The organism is Pseudomonas sp. S3_G06, from assembly GCF_054667565.1.
Window position 1 is genome coordinate 391560 of record NZ_CP162738.1, and the last position, 19850, is coordinate 411409.

Consider the following 19850-nt stretch of genomic DNA (forward strand, 5'->3'; position numbering starts at 1 on the left):
TGCCGGTGGTATTGCAGGCGAAGCGGTAGCGAGTTCACTGGATGAAGAGTTAGAGGAGCTCACACATTGGGATATCTTCTGACCGAGCCACAACTGACAAAAGTTAGAGCCGCTCTTTCCGAGCCATTCAATGATTTTCCCGTGGAATATGATTATTTGGCGAATAAGGTGAGAGGTGTCGACCCTGAAATCCTTTACTCAATTCTTTATTCAGAGGTCGCGCCGGTGTGCTTTACCAATCTCGTTGCACCTGTGCCTCCGATATGGACGGGTTTCGACCCCGACATACTGAGAGAGTCGATTGAGGAAAGGCTGGCAGCTAGAGAGCGAAACTGGTTTCGTCGCCAGTTCGATAAAGTGCTGGTTCGTTGGTTGAAGTACCACTACGCGTACATCTGGGAGGAAATCGAAAGTAGGCTTTGAGCTCGAACTAGCCGGGATCAGGCGATTATGACAGGGCGTTTGGCAAAACCTGCGGCACGTAACCGATCCGGCCAGTTCCCCAGCGTCAGGACATGGAGTCAGAGCAATTACTGCAGGTTCGATTGAGGTTTTTTGATGGGCTTGTTGCCCTAGACGGTTGGGCATTAGGCTAGCCGGTGGCGCGTTGGCCCCGGCGCCGCAAGAGTGAAAAGCTGGTTGCCCTGATTGTTTTGGAAAAAAGACAAAAACAACCCTCCACTTTCCACCAGACGAAAAAAAAGGCCCTGCTTTCGCAAGACCTTTTTCTCTGTGTTGGTGCCCCGAGGGAGACTCGCTTGTTCCAGATATCCTGTGGTCTGTAGAGGATTCCGAAAGTTTGGGATACAAGCTGGGATACACGGTGTGCTCTGTTAGCCTTCTCATCCTTTCGCCGGGCTGTATCGACGACTGATTGCGACCTAAAGTTTCTGTATAGGGAAGTCGGGTTGTAGCAAATCAGCTATCGAAACCAAGAGCTCATCGATCGTCCACGGTTTCTGAAGGTAGACCGTAGGAGCAGACACTGTTGCAGGCAATAGTTCGTAACCGGACATCAATAATGTTTTGACGAACGGCCACTTTTCTCTGACCAGTCGAATAAGCTCCATCCCGTTGAGCTGCCCCGGCACGCCGTAGTCAGCGATCACAAGGCAGCAGTGCTTGCTTGATTGCAAGAGATACACCAGCGCGTCATCGGCTGACTCAAACGTGACGGCCTCCGCGCCTAACTCCTCCACGATGTGTTGGGTAATCCTACGCAGAGTCGGATCGTCCTCGATGATCAATATCTCACCATCGATTCGTCTCATTCCTTCCCAGTTTGCGATCATAGATGGCCTTATCATCGCCTTAGGCGGACGAACGTGAAGGTGAAGTCTAGCGCCAAACTGCCTCGCTTGTTTTCCGAACTTTTGGCAACGAGCAAAACGGGTCCGGATCGCCTGGCGATTGAAAAATAGCCGGGGGCCCCTGGCGATATTGAGTAGACACGGGGTCGGAAACCCGCGGGACTTCGTTAGTGGAAGGTTTTCAAAGTTACTGAAATTTCAGTCATTGAAATCGAAAGAATTCTGCTGAAAAGAGGCCATCGTTACCGCATTGGTAACGATGGCCTTTTGTGTCGATGATTATGGACACCTTGGGCCGTCAACCGAGTCAACCTGTCAACCAATGGAGAAACATCAGCCACTACCAAGGTCGCGCGGGTTTTGTGCCCCGTGTCATTCAGAAATGCTCAGGGTCCCCGGCGACCTCCCATCATCTTGCGCAATTGCACTGGTGAACTGTGTGTTCACCCGGTTTACCTGTTCACTAAGCTGGGCACCTGTCCGCTAACAAAGTCCGGCGGGTTTCCGACCCCGTGTCTCAATGAAGACCTGCGGGGCCCCTTGGCTGACCGCAGGAGATGCACCTGAAGTTCGCTGGAGGGATTGATGCTACCGGGGAGCGGGGCTAGTATCTATTGAAAATGCGGTGTAACTGGTGTAACTGGTGTAACGAGAATTTATAACCTATTGTATTTATTGAATATTATTGGTGTTACATCGATTTGGCACACCTGTTTTCAAGCGTGTAACTGAGTCAAGTGGTGTAACCGTTTCAGGTGAGTACATTAGGGAAGACGAGAATATGTAGCAAGCTGAAGGCAGGGCGCTCCAACTGGCTGACCGCCCGTTTGTAGTGGTAGCCATCGGAAATCATCTGGCATCAGGCCGTCAGTTGTATCAGCAATTTGCATGCAGTCTCAAAAGATTGCTATCGGCCAAATACAGCCATTCGTCGTAGTCAGTTCTACGCCACACAGCCAACACAGGCCACAGCTCCTCTTGGGGTGAAGGGCTTACCGGTACTCTGCCGGTGTACTTACTCGCCCGTCAGTTCCCCCCGATTTGTTATTTGCCACATCAAGCTCTGCGATTTCTATACCCGGTTATGATCAAGGCATTAGACCTCAACAGTGAGCACCTCAATGATCGAGCAAGCATCAGAGATACCATCGCCAGCATACTTTCGCGCTGTTTGCCTAGACGGGGCGCCAGCGGCAGCATTGGAGCTCCTATGACCGGCGAAGAGTCCAGCGAAATGCTGGAAGGCCTGTTTGAATTGGTCAAAGAGATCCGATCGGCGCCCACACCTAGAACTCGGCTTTCACTCTACGAAACGAAAATGCTTCGGGACAAAGGCGTGACGATCACTGACCTTGGCGACTACGCACTGTTGACCGAAGGCCGCAATTACGGACGGATCGAGCGTTACATCGAATGGCTCGCCGAACAGGCGGATATCCCTGCCCGCAGTCTGCTGTACAGGCCGCAGCACATCGGTGATGACACGTGCGGCTTCTTCGGTTTCCAAGTGACTGACGCAGTTGGCTTACTCATTTACATGGAACAGCTAGGAATTATGGTCTCCGCCGCGTTGTTGGTGGATGAACTTCTTCCAGGGCTTGAGGTGCGAACGCTGCTCACAGAAGCCGAGCATTCGATTCTGACCTACAAGCTGTGGACTGGCAGGCGGCTTATGGTCATCAGGTCAACTGCCAAGCGCGTTCCGGGCTCCGAATCGGTGGAGACCTTCCGAAGTCCTGCGGGGTACCGCTACAAGATGGTTAGGCAGGACGGTCAAGCCCTATCCTTGGAAGTGAGGGGGCCCAAGCACCGCCAGCTCAAACAGGAAAGCATTGAGTGTGACTACTGCGGCTTGTCATATCTTTCCAACACGCCGGCGGAGACAAGGATACATCGGCAAGTCCATCGCCGAGCCGCACAATTGCTGGATCCAGTTCCGAACACCAGATTCGCCAAACGTCTGGCAGAGACAGATCAGCCCATAATTGTCGACTCCAAGGCTCCCATGTGGATGCAAAAGGAGATGTACCGACGTGCTGTCAAATTCAAGCGCGAATTCCGGTACGACTTCGTTCAATGGGCCGGGGACGATGTAAACCCGGTAAAACTTGGCTGGCATGGACACTTGTTCCCGGCCGGACCAGACGGCACCATCGCTGGTGCATGTGCATTCTCGAATGAGCATCCAGGGCCGGGCGGCGTAGAGTGGACGCTTGCGTGGGTATGGGTCGCACCCAAATACCGGGGGCAAGGACTGCTTAAAGCGCATTGGTCTGGCTTCGTAGAGCGGTACGGAAATTTCTTCATCGAACCCCCACTGTCCGAAGCCATGCAGGGATTTGTCCGTTCGCACGGTACTGAGAGCCAAATAGCACTTCTAGACGCGTAGGCTAGTTTGAGGAGTAACTGACTTCGCCGGACGGGCAAGTGCTCCCACAGACCAAAGTGCGTTTGAGGCCCTAAAGCCAACGGCCCATACCGGCCAGAAGCGGCCCTTCGTGCCCGGCATCACATGCATCAATCGGCCGCTAGCGAAGATTGTGCAGTTGTCCGAGTGCTGCCGTCTGCCTAATGGCTGTGCAGGTCGCTGGCACAATTGGAATCGCTCTCTGGAAGCATTCGTCGAAATTAAAACTATAATCTGTAGCCAATTTAGATTGGTTACAGATTATTCGAAAGATTAGAAACGAATGAAACGAACCTATCCACGCTCCGAATCATTGGATACTCTGTCAACAAAACAAGCCGATGATGGCACCTAACTCGCTTCTTCAAAAGGATATCGTGTGGCAAGCCTAAAGGTTTTTATATCGTCAACCTGCTACGACCTCCACTCCTTGAGAGGGCAGTTGCGAAGCGTGATGTTAGGGTTTGGTCATGAGCCTATTATGAGTGATCAAGCTGAAGTTATTTTTGACCCCCAAGTTCATACTCATACCAGCTGTCTTCGAGAAGTGAAAAACTGTGACGTAGTCGTTCTCGTTGTGGGCTCTCGGTTCGGCGGAACCATCATCCCCAAAGCACTCGAGCAAATAGATCTTGAAAAAATCAATGACATGAGTCGGTCGGATAGATTCGGGGAGGGCGGATACAAAATCTCAATAACTCAAGCGGAAATTTTACAAGCTATACAGCATGGGATTCCCGTATTTGCTTTTGTTGATTCAGGGATAATGAGGGATCATTTGACCTATGAGAAAAACAAAAACAAAGACATAATTAAAGAGATTGAATTTTCATCGATAGATAAGCCAGAAACGGCCGCTTATATATTTGAATTCATAAATTTCTTACGTTTACGGAATGAGAATAACAGTATTTTTGAGTTTTCAAGATTCGAAGATATTGAAATGCAGTTAAAAAAACAATGGTCGGGTCTTTTTCAAAGATTGCTGAGCGAGCAGCGTTTAAAAACAACCGATGGAAGAAGCCTTGACTTGCTAAGTAGTCAAATCGCGGATCTGAAAGCCGCCGTGCTCGGCTCTATCTCTAGTGGTGAACTGAAAGAAACTGCGAAAGGCGCTATCCGCTTTCGCACCCTTGTGGACTTTACCTATAGTCTGATAAACGAAATAGCCCCTGAAAAATTTGACACTCTAATTAAGTCTACCGACTCGCTGAAGCAGATATTGTCTGAACTGGGAATTGCAAATTTTGTTCAGCCGGATCGCACTAGGGATAGATATTCAGCTAGCAGTTCTATTCTTATTAATGCAAATGGCACGTATTTCAGAGTAAGAATCCCTTTGCATCGAATTTATCGACTTCAGGAAGAATGGAATGACTTTAAGGAGTTGGGGGAGGAGGCAAAATCCGCGATCATTAATGCAATACTTGACAGTCGCGCTGGAAGGCCGGCATCACTTATCACGCATTTTAATGAGCCTTATATTGAGGATAGCTCCGAACCATCTGATGGCGTAGTTGAAGTTCGTGATGAAGAGGTATCTTTTCTAGAGTACATTGACACCCAACAAGCTCGAAAACACCAAATTCATAGTTTATTGATGGCGTTTATTGATTCTGATCCTGTTATGTCGAAACTCAATTTGGAAATACAAGTCAGAGCGGAAGAAGTTCTTGTTGTTAAAAGAACGGGTGAGGAGGAGATGAGATTTACATTTCCTTATAAAGCAAATCGTGGAGCTGACACCTCCTCTGTTGTAGGTTCCATAATAAGTCGAATGAAAGTCGCCATTTTATAATGTTAAGCTAGCTTTTTCCTTAGTTCGTCAAGAGCGATTGGCTAAGGGCACTCTAAAATTCATGAAGGCGAAAATCAGTCTGATAGGCTTTCGGCCTGAAGCATGCCCCTCTTAGAGAGAGGGGCGGGCAGAATATATACGAATAAAACATTAAGGCATTGAAAGCGCTTCGAGGATATTTTGAGTGACGTATTCAAGTACGTCTGGCATCTCTAGTGCGATGGGAGCCATAGCAATGAAGCGTTCATGATTGTATGAGTGATATCCGTTTAGTTTAGCTGTCGCCAAAAGAGAAGCATAGGACATGTAGCCGTAAGAGTGCACACTTCTAGCTTTTTCAACCTCTTCATCTGTAAGAGTGTTGAGTACCTCAAGGCCAACCTCAACTTCATGTAGCGCGTAGGCGGCAGTGCCAACATTCGTTTTATATATATAGTCACCCGGAGACATTTTCGTAGCGGTTAGATAGTGCTTTAATGCCCTTTGTCGATCACCTAGGCCGCTCGAAATTAGCCCTCCATGATTATAAACATCGGCGAGTTTTACTCCAAAGCTAATTAGTTTTTCAAAGTCGGCGTAAGCTATTTCATAAGAGCGTGTTTCTCTGAGTGCACTAAAAACCTGGCCAGGTGTTCGCGTATTGAAATGCCTCACTTTCAATTCCGGATCCCTCCCCAGCTCTGATGATGCGAAACGAGCCAGCTCTATGGTGTGCACAGGATCTAATGTCACGTCTTTTTTTGCAAACAAACTCAGATCTTCATTGCAAAAAACTCCACCGAGAACGCCCAACTCCGGAAGCTCATCTGCAAGCTTATCAACAAAGTCATTTATAGACTCTTCGTTGTAGCTTTTTTCTGTTCCTACTACGCATATTGACGATCTATCCAAAACTTCAACATTGCGAGAGCTTTGAAACTCAGTTTGTGCAGCACGGTAGAGTCTGGCCAAAGCATTGTTTAATGATGCTGTTCCATATTTCCTTAAGTATTCAGGCTCCCGTGTAAAGCGCACAACAAGGGCGTAAGGTTTATTGGTTTCCGGGTTGGATTTCAAGAAGTCTTGGATTGCCTCTGCTCCGCCGGTACGCAAATTATCATTAATTACTGGGAAGTACCTAGATGAGTTTGGAAGTAGATGGCCAATGCTTCCCGCAGGGATAGCTTCCAAAATTGATCCAACCTCAAGGCTAACATTTAAATCGTCAATTGAATCGATGGAGGCGAAAGAGATTTCAGGCTGGCAGTCAAAAACCACAATTCTGGCGCTTTCAACTCGGGGATACGTTCCTAAGGTTCGAGTGGTGCGACCATCGTTCACTGAAAACTTTTTATAACCTGAAAATTTCGGGTTGAAAACTTTGAACTCTTGCCCTGTTGAAACTCCTACATTGGACCCTATGTCAATGGCTATCACGCCAGTATTTAAATCTTGTTCTATAACTCGGCCGCACGAGGAAAGTATCTCGTCATAAAATATCGCTTGATTTCGACCTGCGGCTTTAGCCCGATATAGCGCGGTATCGGCTCGGTCAAGTAAAGCTGCAGAGGGGTCTGATGCAGAGTCTGATGAGGGGGAGTGGCTATGTAACGCCACTCCAATGCTAGTGGTAACGGTTCTGTCTTGTGTTTGAGGAAGATTAAGGGCTGTAGTATCGCTACTTTCGGATAGCCAATCCCACTCTTTCTGGGTAGGAAGTACTTCTTCGGAAATACTAGACCTAAATTCATCCGCCCAAATTTTGAATTGCTCCTTAGTGGCGTTCGCACTAACCAAGATCAAAAATTCTTCTCCGGACGGATGCCCTACATATATATTTGGGTCGTATGAGGAGATGCTCTCAATTTTGAGGGCGGTTTCCTCTAGTCTTTTGCCAAATGTTTTCAGTACTTGGTCTCCATATAGGTGCCCCCAAGTGTCGTTAACCTGTTTGAAATAGTCTATATCTAATGCCATTACAGCAAGTTTTCTTGGGTGTTTGCTTTCTTGTGCTGCTACATAAGATGAAGGTAGCTCTGATATCTTTTGCATTTCAGCTATCAATGTGTTTCTAAAAGCATCTTTGGCAAGTAAGTGTGTGAGCGGGTGGTGTGACACCTTGTACGCATTCGAAGCACTCTCATGAATTCTTTCAATTCGTGCTCTATATTTTCGTCTTTTTTCTATTTGTGGTGATTTTGCAAATGTTAGAGACACGGTTACATTTGTGTCGGCCAAATGGAACCAAGCTGTCAAGCTGTTAGGTGCATGATAAGAAACTAACTCGGTCTTGGACCTCTCCAAGGCTGGCACCTCAGTGGACTCGGCGGGCTTGGAAGTGAATATGTTTATCCAACTTTTATTTTTGCTAAAGTGAAGCTCGCACTCACAGTCATCACGAAACTCGAATATTAGCTCATCATAAAAGATTCTAAGTTTGTCAATTTTCATATGGCCACATTAGTTTTTGTTGGATAATACGCAACCACAGAGTGCGCGGTGAATTCAGCAACTGTCCTGTCTGATTTACTCAGAGGCTGAAACGGAGGCATCGGTCAGCTCGTATAGTCATGATTTGAGGGGTGGGCACGGCCTTGAAAAGCCGGCTTGTTAAATTGCACCTTAATGCTATAGAGATTAGCCCTGTTTTGCCGCTAAGGAAGGAGCGTATTGACGAGTAGTAACTCCCACACGTCGTAGGTTTAATATTTAATCGCTCACGTACCCGCGAGGCGATGTATTCCCGAATAAGGTTTTTCCCGGTTAGAAGCTCGAACAAAACCGAGAGGCTTTCACACGTGGCCTGCAGAGTGTTGTCCGGTTTCCCATTGAATCGGCCAACCGACGCAGTTACCAATTTCGTCATGGTGCGTTCCTTATCGTCAAACTCTAAGCAATCCTTGGAACAAAACGCCATCATACTATCTGAATTTCACTATCACTCCAGGCCAAAATGATTGCGCTTTCAAGCGAGACTTGCCTGTGTGGTTTGGTCGATAGAAGAGGTTCGTGAAGAACGGTTATCAGCCGATCTGTGCTCCGGGTCAAATTCCAGGTTATGCCAGTCACGCAGAGGGCGTCGCCAAGGCTGCAACGGTTGTTAAATACTTAGGCTGGATCCGCGCAGCCTTAGGAGGGGGAACATCCTGTAAGAAGGTCAAGCAGTCTAGGCATCAGGCAACATAGAAGCCTGTGAAAAGATCAAAAACACCGAGGGCGGTAGCTTCATTGGTAGAGTGGCCGGTGGTGGTGCTACAGACGTGGTTATGCAGCGGAGCGCCATAGTGCTGCTTTCCAGCACGACCGTGCTGTTGTAGGTAAACCAGGAATACTAAAATGACAAAAAGGGCCCTTCTGGACCCTTTTTCAGATGCAACGACCTTACTTTTTCAACCAGCTTTCAACCTCATCGGAACCGTGCTTGCTTTTCCATTCCTTCAGCGTCTTGTGATTACCGCCTTTGGTTTCGACCACTTCGCCAGTGTGAGGGTTTTTATACGTCTTCAGCTCGCGAGGTTTACGCGTGCCTGGCGCCTGAACATGAGCTTTGCCGCGTGCGCTGCTCTGTGGGTCTAGTAGGTTGATGATGTGCTTGAGGCTGAAACCGTACTGGGAGAGCAATTCACGAAGCTTGGTTTCAAATTCGATTTCTTTTTTCAGTGCACCGTCGCTCTTCAGAGCTTCCAGCGCCTGAAGCTGTTCGGCCAAGTGTTTTTCTAGCTGACGGTATTCGGCAAGTTTTGACATTATTGCTTCCTTATTTATTTTTGAAGATATCTATCTGAATAGCATTGCAGCATAGAGTTCAGGTTACTTTCGACCTTTTAACTGGCTTTCGATGAGGCTCATTTCGTTCTTGATTAAGTTGACGGTTAGTGTCTGGACTTTAGAAGCTTTGCCGGCTTTGATATCCACGACCTTCATTAGCGCCGTCAAATAACTTTTGCGCGCTTTCAGGGTGTCAGTCCAGCTGGCGATGTTTTGTATGGGTGTAAACATGATTTATTTAATCCGAGGGTCACTAACCAGCCCGCGTCGGCGGGCTATTTCGGGGTCATGCTGCCAGCAAATCTTCCAATGAAATATCACGGGCTGCAGCGGCCAGTTCTGAGTTATCAAGGTCCGAATGAAAAGGGCCGAATCGAGGTACATCCAGCTTGGAGAAACCGTATCCCGAGCCCCCCTTTTGGTAGCTCACGGCAATTATCCGTGCGCCTATAGCTATGAGTTGATCTGTAACGGCATTCCACTCTTCGTCTAACGTAAGCCCTACTGCGCTCAGGGCCGCGTTTTTCGCTTCGTTTGCTCGCTGCTTGGCGTTTGAGATTTGCGTTTCAAGGGAGTCAAGTTCCGCCTGTAAAGCCACGAGGATGAGCTCCTGCCTTCTAACGTGCTCATCTGTGGTTGCGAGTTGCTTGGCCGCCTTCTGAATTTCGCCGTTGGCAGCTTTCTCGCCTTCGCTGTCGCCACTGGCGAGACTTCTGGCATACAGACTCGCAGCGTCTCTTTCTGCTTGCTGCGCTTTTTCCAGGGATTGCTCCGCATCCGTCTGAATCGTCAGAAGGCGCTCATTCAAGTGCGACTGTGTCCGTTGCAACGCTTCAACCTCAGCAGCAGTTTCGGACATGGCTTGGATCGACTTCGTTTTGATCTCGTCAACCTGCTCCATGCGTTCCAAATACGCGATCTTTGTTTCAGTGCGTTCAAGCTCGTATGGGATAGCTCGCAAGCGGCTGTTGGCAGATGATAGCCGCTCCATAGCTTCACGCCCCTCAGGGCTTCCTATCATGTTGCCGTTCGGGCTGTAGTTGCTGGGGGCGTTGCGCCACTCGGCCTCCAGAACAGGAAGACTGTTTTCGATAGTTTCGCGCTCAGCGACCAGAGCGGCTCGTTGCTGTTTCAATTCATTCATTTTCATTTTCATTTTCATTTTCATGTTCATGGTCCTTGATGAGTTTTGATTACATTGATCTGGCTGGCGAGGCCGGGAGTGCGCCGGCGTTACCTCGATCAGCTGAGATGCCCTCAGGCAGCCCGAGCCTCGCTGTCATCCGTTCCCGGAATAGCCTTCACGATGTAGCAGCGCTGTTGGCCTAAGCCGGGCAATCGCACCAGACTTGATGCCTTGCCGTCGCTGCTCGGCTCCAGCACACCGCGTTGCAAGAGTTCCTTGTTTACTGCGGTAAGGTTCATGCCCCGGAAGATCTCCGAGCGCCAAGCCTCGGTCAGCACGTAGTAGGTATTTGTGGTGTGCAGGGTGTCGCCCATGCCGTGCTCCAGCGTCTTGCGAAAGCCGAGGCGGTCGATCGTGCGCGGGCCGTGTTCGTCGATCTTGGCTGCAGTCGATTCCCAGCGGGTGAAGCGGCTTTCGCCGAAGCGCTCAATGAACTGTCGCAGCCTCGCCGATATTGCATCGCCCTCGAAATTACCGGCGCCGCCACGTTCGTTTAGCCAAGCACTCAGGCACACGCGAGCGGCCGTGGTGGCGGTCCCGTCCGGCCAGCCGGTGATACCCATGGCGGTGGCCAGCTCGCCTGCGGCTGCCGCGAGACCGAAACGCGCGGCAGCACGGTGCGCCTGCCCACTCGCGGATGCAGGAAGCGATTTAGCAATAAAGCTTTCCAGCGTGCGGCGCAGGATCGCCGCCCAGCCGTGGCGTCTGCCGGGTTCGCACAGCGCCGTCAGAAATGCAGTGAGCGGGGTGCCGTAGTATTTCGCTACGCGGGCTTTGAGCGCATCGGAGAGCGCTGCCGCATCCTCGAAACCGTTGAGCGTGTCGAACATACCGAGGCCTTTGCTCGCATCGGCCGGAACGGCGAGCATGCGCACCTCCATGCCCGCTTTCAGTTCCTTGTTGGCTTCGGCCATGTGCTGCGCCAAAGTCTTCTCGCCTGTGGAGAGGAACAGCAGGCGCCACTCTTGTACCTGTCGGCCTGCTTGGCCTCGGTCATTGGCGCGAGCCTTCCCCGTGCCGTTGCCGAGCATGTAGACCGTTTCGCCAATGATGCGTGGATCACACATGCCGATTTCATCCAGTACCAGGAGTCCATCAGAATGCGCGGCAGCGATGGACTCCAGCGCGTTGTCAGTCGAGCGCCACGAACGCACCAAGCGCGGTCCGCCATAGATCGAGGTGGCAACTTGCAGGTGAGTGGTCTTGCCGCCGGAGCTGTCGCCGTATAGGTGGAAGCCGCCCGACTCATGGCCGAGCATGTGTAGCAGCGGACCCGCGAACGCCACCCCGACGACAAAAGCTAGGCGATGATTGCCAACGCACAGTGCGCCGATCTGCTGTTGCCATTGTTCGAGCGTGCCCGCTTCGCTGATCGGTGGAAGCTGTGCACCGGCGTCATAGAAGTGCAGATGTTCGCTGTGCGTGCCAACCTGGTGCTCGGGCAGGAGAAAGGCGCTGTCATGCCAGCCTAAACGAGTGACCAGACGCGCGCGTTGTGCACTGTCGAAACCACCGAGGTAACTCTGCAGGTCGTTACGTGCGTTGCGTCCCGAACGACTGCCGGCGAGGCGCAAACCCATGTCTACCAATGGACCGAGCACGTCCTTGCCGAAGTCACCGGTCATGGTGCGCGCCGGGATGTTCCAGCGCTTTTTGGTGCCATCGGGATCGTCGAACTCGACCAGCAAGCCCCAGTTGTGTCCCTTCTCGTCACGGGTGCGGGCGAGAATGGCCAGAGGCGAACACACCGGGCGTGCCTCTCCATCATCACCTGCATAAAACACGCCCTCGGACGTCAGGCGAAAGCCACCCGGCATCAGATCGTTTTTCGATTTGGTAGGGCGTTTTGCCGCTGCTTTAGGCTTCGCTTCTGGCTCGGATTCAACTGGAGCAGCAACCACCTTCTGCTCGATCACGCCGAACAGCTCGCCGCTGCTTTCCAGTTCGGCGAAGTGGGCGGCTGTCCAGCCTTTGGCGAGGGCATCGGCGGCATCATCACCGTCATCCCATTGACCACCTTTGGCAAACGCGGCGCGGTCATTCTTCAGCGTGGGCTTGCGTTTGAACACGTCCAGCGCGACGACCCGAACCGAGCCGGCGCCGATATCGCGTAGCTTCTCGGCAACGGTGGCCATGCAGGTTTTGCCGCTATCGTCGTTGTCCGGCCACAACACAACATCGCGGCCTTGGAGCGGCGTCAGGTCGGCTTTGTGCCATGAGTTGGAACCGTTCGGCCAGCAGGTGGCCACGTAGTCCGGCAACAGCTCGCAGGCCGCATCGGCCGCTTTCTCGCCTTCGCACAGAATTACAGGTGCATCACCGCGCTGGGCCAGTTCATCAAGGCGCAGCAGCGGGCGCGGATCCGCGAGACCCTGCCAGCGCCATTGTTTGTTTTGGCTGTCGGCGCGCTGACACCACGTCAGGGGTGCAAAGACCTTCTTCGGCTCGCCGTCTTCATCGGCGCCGAGGTCGAAGCGATACAGCGCCATGAGGGGCTGACCCTGCGCGTCGCGATAGATCCATATATTGGACGGAACACCATGATCCCGGTGTTTAGCCGGACACTTGTTCATAGCCTCTGTCGGGATCGGCAGGATCGCATTCCATGTCGGCGCCTTGGGCTTGCTCGGTGCGGCCTTCGTCTTGGCGGCGCCGGGCGCAACGTTCAGCCAGCCCGCCAGCTTGTTGCAAGCTTCGACATCGGTGCCGCCTTCTAGATAGCGCACCAGATCGATCAGGTCGCCGCCCTTGTCGCTCGTGGCGAAGTCGGCCCAAGTGCCCTTGCTCAAATTGACCTTGAGCGATCCGGCGCGCTTGTCGCTGCGGGTTGGATTTGGTGCGGTATATTCCTTGCCGCCGTCCACGCGCTTGCCATTGGGCAGCCAGTGCGACAAGACACGATCAATGTCTTTCAGAGCAGCGGCTTTTACGTCAGCAAAGCTCGGGCGCTTCACGGAGTTGTTCTGGCGGTGGTTCATAGCGCACCGCCTTTCTGCGCAGCAGGCGTCGAGGTGTTGTCACCGTGCATGGCGAGCGTCTTGATCAGCCCGAGGGTGCCGCGCACATCCCAGAGGACGGCGGCAATGATGTGATTGGCAAGGCGCGAGGATTCGTTTTCGAAGTGATCTTCAAGCAGGGTCAGCACTGAGTCAGCACGGTCGATGGCACAGGTGATAGCGTCGATCGGTACGCCGGCTTCTGCTTTTGGATTCACGCAAAGCAGGTCTTCAGGCAGCGAGAAACTCAGGGCGTTGTTCATTGGGCGCCACCTGCGATTTCGAGTGCGCGGGCTTTGGCCATGTGAGCGTTGTAACGGGAGAGACGTGTAGCGAGGCTGGAGTTCGCGTGTAAAGCGGCGAGAGCCATTGCACGGTGTGCAGCGGCGCGAATTTTGGGCGGATTGAGTGCAGGCATGGGTGACGCTCCAAGTTTGAGGATGGAGCTGCCACTGATCGTCGCCAAACGATTTAAGGTGGCAGCTGTGCGCAGGTTGGCGAACCGGGAACTTGGAACCCGGCAGACCCGAAGGTCTCCCACGCACAGCTGCCATAACACGAAACGGCGGGCACAAAAAAAGCGCCTGCTGTCGGTTGGGGCGCCTGTGCGCCAAGTATCTCGGGTCGCCAAACCCGGTCGCTGAATTTGCAGCGACGATCAGAGAGTAACGTCCGTTTTTCCAAAGTGCAACTGCGCTGATGGCTTGCGGTTTTTTCAGGTGCGGCATAAATTGTTCGTGCATGTAGATTGACCTCAACGCCTCCGGATCGCCCCCGGAGGCGTTTTCATTTCAGGCATGGGCTTCCCAGCGCAGGGAGAGAAGGGGCAGAAATCCGCCGCTGAGCATGGAGCGGGCGTCTTCGTAAGCGTCAACCTGCTGGCCTTCGTCGACGACAACGGCCCCGGTCTTTTCGCAGTGGAGGGAGAGGGCGCACCAGGTGCCGTCGGCCCAGCTGAGCACGCTGACAACGCGACCTTGCCTGTCCTGCTGGCTGCGGTAGCGTTCAAGACGCTGCATGATGCGAGACGAGAAACCGATCCGACGCAACACGGAAAAGGGGTGCATCAAAGCGTTGTTTGCAGTCTTGTGGCTCATGCAGCCACCTGATCACGTGCCTCGATGCGGCTGCGCGCCCACGCTTGAACTTCGGAAAGGACCCAGGCGACAGGGGCGCCGCGTGCGTTGCTGTTGCTCAGTTTGACGGGCTGCGGAAAGCCGCAGTCGGTGCGCTGCATCAGTTTGTAGATGGTCGAACGCTTCATCCCCACGATGCTTTCCACTTCCCGCATGCGGATTAAGGTTGAAGCGGCATCAAAAAGTGAGGCGGCGTTGGCGGGAGTATTGCGGGGAAAATCGGTGACAGAGGTGTTCATAGGTATTGCTCTCGATTGATTTGGACAACGAGAGCAATGGTCTAGAAATTGGTCGGCGGTGAGCAGTTCACTTCCATTTGAAATGAAATTGAAATATCGGTCACACCACAAAATTGCGCTTGAGGATTCCTTCCACGCTTTTGCGGGTTAGCGCTTTTTCTGTTTCCATTGTCACCCACTCAGCGCGCTGTTTGAGTGGTTTGGACACCTCCCGTTCCAGCCAGGCGTGAACCGCCGTGGTCACGTTTCGCCGTGACATTCCGCTAGACACGTAGTGTCGACCTTGCCTAATGATTGCTGTATCCCGTGCGCCTATTTCTTCGTTACGCTCTATTCCGCTGATGATGCCCCCCTTAGTGCGGATAGCGTTCTCGATTGCCCTGTAAGCGATTGGGGTCAGCTCGTCACTGATCAAGCAGGGTAGGGATGTTATGGGCTCCAAAAACAGCACGTACTGGTCCAATGCCTCAATACGTTCGTTAGGATCGACCTGTCTTTCCACAACCTGACAATAAAGGTCCCACGGCCAATCCGTCGGAGGCTCGGCAACATGCGACCAAGCCTCTTGTTCGGTGGAGCGCATCCAATCAGCTAAGGCGCTCAGCGCTTTTACTGCGCAGGCCATGACGTAGGCTGCATATGCCTCGCGTTCCGAGGCTGAATGACACTTGCTGTATTGGCGAACCCAATGAGCGAGACGGTTTTTTTTGTCGGTTGAGGCGTACTGAAAAATAGCCTCCTCATGCATCGTTGTCTGGATGCACATGCTGCTCATGTCGCTGCTAATGTCGCCGGTCTGGATGCGAATGCAGCACTGATTGATCAGATCGCACACGTCAGTGATCTGTTCATTGCAGAACTCGTAGAGTGGCTGCTCTGAGAGATATTGGATCAGGCCAGCGGTTAGCGCCGAGTGCAAGATCGGGTGGGTATCAATCATGCGAATGGCTCTCGACGTGCAACGCGCTGTCCCGCGCCCTGCGGGTTGGAAGCGTAGCCAGCGAGCTTTGCGCCATGGGCAAGTGTTAGGGAGTGTCTGCCCGTAGCAGGCAAGGGGCGTGATGTAGCGTTACACAATCGGCGTGCGTTACATCGAGTGTGCGGAATGGCGTGCTGGAGTGTAACGGGATTGAAAGCCAATGAATCCGGGGGGTTGGCCGGCATCGTTACACGAGTAACACTTGTTACACGGATTTTGAAGGTGGTATGGATAAGTGCATTCATACCGATCTTCCAAATTGTCCCTTGATCACCTTTTCGCTTGCCAACGCATCAAGGTGATCTGCATACCACTGCATCATCTTCACCCGGTGCTCAAGGTATTGAGCCTTGTTGTATACCCCGGATATTCCCTCTTCTTTGTGAGCAAGCTGCGCTTCGACATGCTCTTTCGGCCAGCCGTGTTCCCTGAGCAGAGTGCTGGCGGTGTGACGAGTACCATGACCAACCAAGCGACCTTTGTAACCAACCGTCGCGAAGACTTTATTGATGGTGTTTTCGCTAATCGTTGGATTCTTAGCGCCCACACCAGGGAACAGCCAGCGACTACGACCTGTGAGGCTATGAAGTTCTTTGAGAGCGGAAAGCGCTTGCTTAGGGAGTGGACACACAAAGTCTCTTCGCATCTTCATCTTGGCGGCAGGTGTCGTCCATAGCGCTTTATCAAGGTCGAACTCTTTCCATTCAGCTAACCGAACCATGCCCGGTCTAGATGCGGTCCAGATACAGAGCCATGCTGCAGTCCGGGCCGTCAGCCTGCTGGGAGTGTTTTTGAGTGCTCGAAGGAATTCTGCCAACTCAGGCTCAAGCAAATGAGGATGCTGCTGAGTCTTCGGGGCTTGGGCTGCAATATCTCGTAGGCGACTGCCCGGATCGTTTTCCGTGAGGCCCAAACCGATGGCTCGCCCGAATATCTGATTGATCCAAGTGCGACACTTTTCCGCCACGTTGTGTGCGTCCCGGGCTTCGATGGATGCTTGGAGTTCCGCGCAATCGGTACGGGTGATTTCGTCTAGAGGCTTATCTCCCAGTGCCGGGAGTATGTCTTTGTCGAGGTAGGTGCGGATTTTATTGAGAGTGGAGGGTGCGAGACCCTTTTCCTCTTTTGCCTTCAGCCAGGCATCAGCGGCAGCTCGAAAGGTTCGGGTCTTGGCCGCATCGATAGCAGCTTTCGCGGATCGCTTTTGTTCAAGGGGATCGGCACCGCTACTCACTACTTTGCGTAGATCGGCAGCTTTGTCCCTTGCCAACGCGCCACTAACTTCCGGGTAACCCCCGAGCCCCATCCAAGCCCAATTGCCCGCCGGACGTTTGTAGCGGAGCTGCCAGGATTTACCACCATCAGGTTTAACCCTGAAGTAGAGGCCGTTTCCGTCCAGCTCCCTGTATTCCTTTGATTCCGGCTCCAATCCCGCAAGTGTAGTGTCAGCGAGAGGGCGGCGCTTGATGTCTGCGCGCTTCATCCTTGTATCCCAAAGTTCGGTATTTTTCTCAGGATACAAGCAGGGATACAGGGATACAACGGATAAGGGGAGACAGGGATAAACAGACAGGCACAAAAAAACCGGCCAAGTGGCCGGTTTCTCTGGGTCTGAGAGGCTGGTAGAGACTCTCAGATACTGCTATGTGGTGCCCCGAGGGAGACTCGAACTCCCACTCCTTTCGAAAACGGATTTTGAATCCGCCGCGTCTACCAATTCCGCCATCAGGGCTCAATGGCGGCGAAGTATAGAGAGGTGATTACCGTTGGTCAATCACGTTTCATGGTCAATTTTTGATATTTCCGCTAGACTTTCCGGCCCTGCTAGACGAACCCCATCATGCGCGTTGCTGACTTTACTTTCGAGCTTCCTGATTCGCTGATCGCCCGCCATCCGTTGGCCGAGCGTCGCGGTAGTCGCCTGCTGACCCTTGATGGGCCGAGCGGCGCCCTGGCACACCGTCAATTCACTGATTTGCTTGAGCATTTGCGCCCGGGCGATTTGATGGTGTTCAACAATACCCGGGTGATTCCGGCGCGGCTGTTCGGGCAGAAAGCGTCCGGCGGCAAGCTGGAAATTCTCATCGAGCGCGTGCTCGATGCGCACCGCGTGCTGGCGCATGTGCGCTCCAGCAAGTCGCCGAAACCGGGTTCGAAGATCCTTATCGACGGCGGTGGCGAAGCCGAGATGCTGGCGCGTCATGATGCGTTGTTCGAGCTGGGTTTCGCCGAGGAAGTCTTGCCGCTGCTCGACCGCGTCGGGCACATGCCGTTGCCTCCTTATATAGACCGCCCGGATGAAGGCTCGGATCGCGAGCGTTACCAGACCGTGTACGCCCAGCGTCTGGGTGCGGTCGCAGCGCCGACGGCGGGGCTGCATTTCGATGAGCCGCTTATGCAGGCGATTGCTGCCAAGGGCGTCGAGACTGCATTCGTGACGTTGCACGTGGGCGCGGGGACGTTCCAGCCGGTGCGTGTCGAGAAGATCGAAGATCACCACATGCACAGCGAGTGGCTGGAAGTCGGCCAGGATGTGGTCGATGCGGTCGCTGCGTGCCGTGCGCGGGGCGGTCGGGTGATTGCGGTCGGCACCACCAGCGTGCGTTCGCTGGAAAGCGCGGCGCGCGATGGTGTGCTCAAGCCGTTCAGTGGCGACACCGACATCTTTATCTATCCGGGCCGGCCGTTTCATGTGGTCGATGCCCTGGTGACCAATTTCCATTTGCCGGAATCCACGCTGTTGATGCTGGTTTCCGCGTTTGCCGGTTATCCCGAAACCATGGCCGCCTATAAGGCCGCCGTGGAAAACGGCTACCGCTTTTTCAGTTACGGGGATGCGATGTTCATCACCCGCAATCCCGCTCCAACTGCCCCTGAACAGACAGGCCCAGAGGAAACAGAATGAGTCGCGAATGTCGAATGTCCTTTGAGCTGCTGGCCACCGATGGCAAGGCTCGTCGTGGTCGCCTGACCTTCCCCCGTGGCACCGTCGAGACCCCGGCGTTCATGCCGGTCGGCACGTACGGCACGGTCAAGGGCATGCTGCCGCGCGACATCGTCGCCACGGGCGCGGAAATCATTCTGGGCAACACCTTTCACCTGTGGCTGCGTCCCGGCACTCAAGTGATCAAGGAACATGGCGACCTGCACGATTTCATGCAGTGGAAAGGCCCGATCCTCACCGACTCCGGCGGCTTCCAGGTGTTTAGCCTCGGCGCGATGCGCAAGATCAAGGAGGAGGGCGTGACCTTCGCTTCTCCGGTCGACGGCGCCAAAGTGTTCATGGGTCCGGAAGAATCGATGCAGGTGCAGCGCGATCTCGGTTCCGACATTGTGATGATCTTCGACGAATGCACGCCGTATCCGGCTGACGAAGACGTCGCGCGGGTATCGATGGAGTTGTCGCTGCGCTGGGCGCAGCGTTCGAAGAATGCCCACGGCGACAACACCGCAGCGCTGTTCGGTATCGTCCAGGGCGGCATGCATGAAAACCTGCGCATGCGCTCGCTCGAAGGCCTCGACAAGATCGGCTTCGACGGCCTCGCCATTGGCGGTCTGTCGGTGGGCGAACCGAAGCACGAAATGATCAAGGTGCTGGATTATCTGCCGGGCCAGATGCCCGCTGACAAACCTCGTTACCTTATGGGCGTTGGCAAACCGGAAGATCTGGTTGAGGGTGTGCGCCGCGGGGTGGACATGTTCGATTGCGTGATGCCAACCCGTAATGCCCGCAATGGGCATCTGTTCATCGATACCGGTGTGCTGAAGATCCGTAACGCGTTCCATCGCCATGATGAATCGCCGCTGGATCCGACCTGCGATTGCTACACCTGCCAGAACTTCTCGCGCGCTTATCTGCATCACCTGGACAAGTGCGGCGAAATGCTCGGCAGCATGCTCAATACCATCCATAACTTGCGCCATTATCAGGTGCTGATGGCTGGTTTGCGCGAGGCTATTCAACAGGGTACATTGGCCGCCTTTGTCGATGCCTTCTACGCCAAACGCGGACTTCCCGTCCCGCCTTTGGACTGAGTTTTCTGACCCCAAGA

The 19850-nt window shown here is 53.2% G+C and carries 15 protein-coding genes and 1 tRNA gene; 5 read left to right on the forward strand and 11 right to left on the reverse strand.

Annotation, left to right across the window (positions count from 1 at the left end):
* Positions 1-66 precede the first annotated feature (66 nt).
* A complete protein-coding gene (locus tag AB4N47_RS01860; protein ID WP_122611845.1) occupies positions 67-423 on the forward strand; it encodes a DUF7079 family protein in 357 nt (118 codons plus the stop codon).
* A 458-nt stretch (positions 424-881) separates the two neighbouring features.
* Here the strand turns inward: AB4N47_RS01860 and AB4N47_RS01865 are convergent, their stop codons facing one another.
* Positions 882-1292 carry a response regulator gene (locus tag AB4N47_RS01865; RefSeq protein WP_336353726.1) on the reverse strand — a complete coding sequence of 137 codons (411 nt, stop codon included), beginning with the start codon at positions 1290-1292 and terminating at the stop codon, positions 882-884.
* Between the two features lie 1228 nt (positions 1293-2520).
* On the opposite strand from AB4N47_RS01865, the gene AB4N47_RS01870 reads away from it, so the two are divergent.
* Entirely contained in the window at positions 2521-3699 is a 1179-nt protein-coding gene (locus tag AB4N47_RS01870; RefSeq protein WP_460154389.1) for a GNAT family N-acetyltransferase, read from the forward strand.
* A gap of 397 nt (positions 3700-4096) precedes the next feature.
* Positions 4097-5515 (forward strand): DUF4062 domain-containing protein, encoded by a 1419-nt coding sequence (locus AB4N47_RS01875; RefSeq protein ID WP_460154390.1) that lies wholly within the window; start codon positions 4097-4099, stop codon positions 5513-5515.
* Between the two features lie 150 nt (positions 5516-5665).
* On the opposite strand, the gene AB4N47_RS01880 is transcribed toward AB4N47_RS01875, so the two are convergent.
* From AB4N47_RS01880 to AB4N47_RS01925, 10 genes are all read right to left on the reverse strand, one after another.
* Positions 5666-7945 carry a GGDEF domain-containing protein gene (locus tag AB4N47_RS01880; RefSeq protein WP_460154391.1) on the reverse strand — a complete coding sequence of 760 codons (2280 nt, stop codon included), beginning with the start codon at positions 7943-7945 and terminating at the stop codon, positions 5666-5668.
* Positions 7946-8875: 930 nt separating this feature from the next.
* Positions 8876-9241, reverse strand: coding sequence for a histone-like nucleoid-structuring protein, MvaT/MvaU family (locus AB4N47_RS01885; RefSeq protein WP_460154392.1), 366 nt, complete (start codon positions 9239-9241; stop codon positions 8876-8878).
* A gap of 307 nt (positions 9242-9548) precedes the next feature.
* The gene (locus AB4N47_RS01890; protein ID WP_460154393.1) at positions 9549-10430 is read right to left on the reverse strand and encodes a hypothetical protein; all 882 of its coding nucleotides are present in this window, start codon (positions 10428-10430) and stop codon (positions 9549-9551) included.
* Positions 10431-10519: 89 nt separating this feature from the next.
* Complete coding sequence (locus tag AB4N47_RS01895; RefSeq protein ID WP_460154394.1) at positions 10520-13426, reverse strand: DUF927 domain-containing protein; 2907 nt, start codon at positions 13424-13426, stop codon at positions 10520-10522.
* A complete protein-coding gene (locus AB4N47_RS01900) occupies positions 13423-13707 on the reverse strand; it encodes a hypothetical protein (protein WP_460154395.1) in 285 nt (94 codons plus the stop codon). Before AB4N47_RS01900 ends, AB4N47_RS01895 begins: the two co-directional genes overlap by 4 nt.
* Positions 13708-14235: 528 nt before the next feature.
* Positions 14236-14541: a hypothetical protein gene (locus tag AB4N47_RS01905; RefSeq protein WP_201136657.1), complete on the reverse strand. Its 306-nt coding sequence runs from the start codon at positions 14539-14541 to the stop codon at positions 14236-14238.
* Positions 14538-14819 carry a helix-turn-helix transcriptional regulator gene (locus AB4N47_RS01910; protein ID WP_460154396.1) on the reverse strand — a complete coding sequence of 94 codons (282 nt, stop codon included), beginning with the start codon at positions 14817-14819 and terminating at the stop codon, positions 14538-14540. Before AB4N47_RS01910 ends, AB4N47_RS01905 begins: the two co-directional genes overlap by 4 nt.
* Before the next feature lie 100 nt (positions 14820-14919).
* Positions 14920-15759 carry a hypothetical protein gene (locus AB4N47_RS01915; protein ID WP_460154397.1) on the reverse strand — a complete coding sequence of 280 codons (840 nt, stop codon included), beginning with the start codon at positions 15757-15759 and terminating at the stop codon, positions 14920-14922.
* Positions 15760-16039: 280 nt separating this feature from the next.
* Positions 16040-17281 (reverse strand): tyrosine-type recombinase/integrase, encoded by a 1242-nt coding sequence (locus AB4N47_RS01920; RefSeq protein WP_460154398.1) that lies wholly within the window; start codon positions 17279-17281, stop codon positions 16040-16042.
* Between the two features lie 164 nt (positions 17282-17445).
* Positions 17446-17530, reverse strand: a tRNA-Leu gene (locus tag AB4N47_RS01925).
* 108 nt (positions 17531-17638) lie between these two features.
* On the opposite strand from AB4N47_RS01925, the gene queA reads away from it, so the two are divergent.
* Together queA and tgt are read left to right on the forward strand one after the other, a co-directional pair.
* Entirely contained in the window at positions 17639-18703 is a 1065-nt protein-coding gene (gene queA, locus AB4N47_RS01930) for a tRNA preQ1(34) S-adenosylmethionine ribosyltransferase-isomerase QueA (RefSeq protein WP_016773315.1), read from the forward strand.
* A 14-nt stretch (positions 18704-18717) separates the two neighbouring features.
* On the forward strand, positions 18718-19833 hold the full coding sequence (gene tgt / locus AB4N47_RS01935; RefSeq protein WP_160768392.1) for a tRNA guanosine(34) transglycosylase Tgt: 1116 nt from the start codon (positions 18718-18720) through the stop codon (positions 19831-19833).
* The last annotated feature ends 17 nt before the right edge of the window (positions 19834-19850 follow it).

What these genes read in the sequence shown, in the direction of transcription:
- AB4N47_RS01865 (WP_336353726.1), bottom strand. Translation starts at nt 1,292, where the DNA reads ATGATCGCAAACTGGGAAGGAATGAGACGAATCGATGGTGAGATATTG.
- AB4N47_RS01870 (WP_460154389.1), top strand. Translation starts at nt 2,521, where the DNA reads ATGACCGGCGAAGAGTCCAGCGAAATGCTGGAAGGCCTGTTTGAATTG.
- AB4N47_RS01880 (WP_460154391.1), bottom strand. Translation starts at nt 7,945, where the DNA reads ATGAAAATTGACAAACTTAGAATCTTTTATGATGAGCTAATATTCGAG.
- AB4N47_RS01885 (WP_460154392.1), bottom strand. Translation starts at nt 9,241, where the DNA reads ATGTCAAAACTTGCCGAATACCGTCAGCTAGAAAAACACTTGGCCGAA.
- AB4N47_RS01890 (WP_460154393.1), bottom strand. Translation starts at nt 10,430, where the DNA reads ATGAAAATGAAAATGAAAATGAAAATGAATGAATTGAAACAGCAACGA.
- AB4N47_RS01895 (WP_460154394.1), bottom strand. Translation starts at nt 13,426, where the DNA reads ATGAACCACCGCCAGAACAACTCCGTGAAGCGCCCGAGCTTTGCTGAC.
- AB4N47_RS01900 (WP_460154395.1), bottom strand. Translation starts at nt 13,707, where the DNA reads ATGAACAACGCCCTGAGTTTCTCGCTGCCTGAAGACCTGCTTTGCGTG.
- AB4N47_RS01905 (WP_201136657.1), bottom strand. Translation starts at nt 14,541, where the DNA reads ATGAGCCACAAGACTGCAAACAACGCTTTGATGCACCCCTTTTCCGTG.
- AB4N47_RS01910 (WP_460154396.1), bottom strand. Translation starts at nt 14,819, where the DNA reads ATGAACACCTCTGTCACCGATTTTCCCCGCAATACTCCCGCCAACGCC.
- AB4N47_RS01915 (WP_460154397.1), bottom strand. Translation starts at nt 15,759, where the DNA reads ATGATTGATACCCACCCGATCTTGCACTCGGCGCTAACCGCTGGCCTG.
- AB4N47_RS01920 (WP_460154398.1), bottom strand. Translation starts at nt 17,281, where the DNA reads ATGAAGCGCGCAGACATCAAGCGCCGCCCTCTCGCTGACACTACACTT.
- queA (WP_016773315.1), top strand. Translation starts at nt 17,639, where the DNA reads ATGCGCGTTGCTGACTTTACTTTCGAGCTTCCTGATTCGCTGATCGCC.
- tgt (WP_160768392.1), top strand. Translation starts at nt 18,718, where the DNA reads ATGTCCTTTGAGCTGCTGGCCACCGATGGCAAGGCTCGTCGTGGTCGC.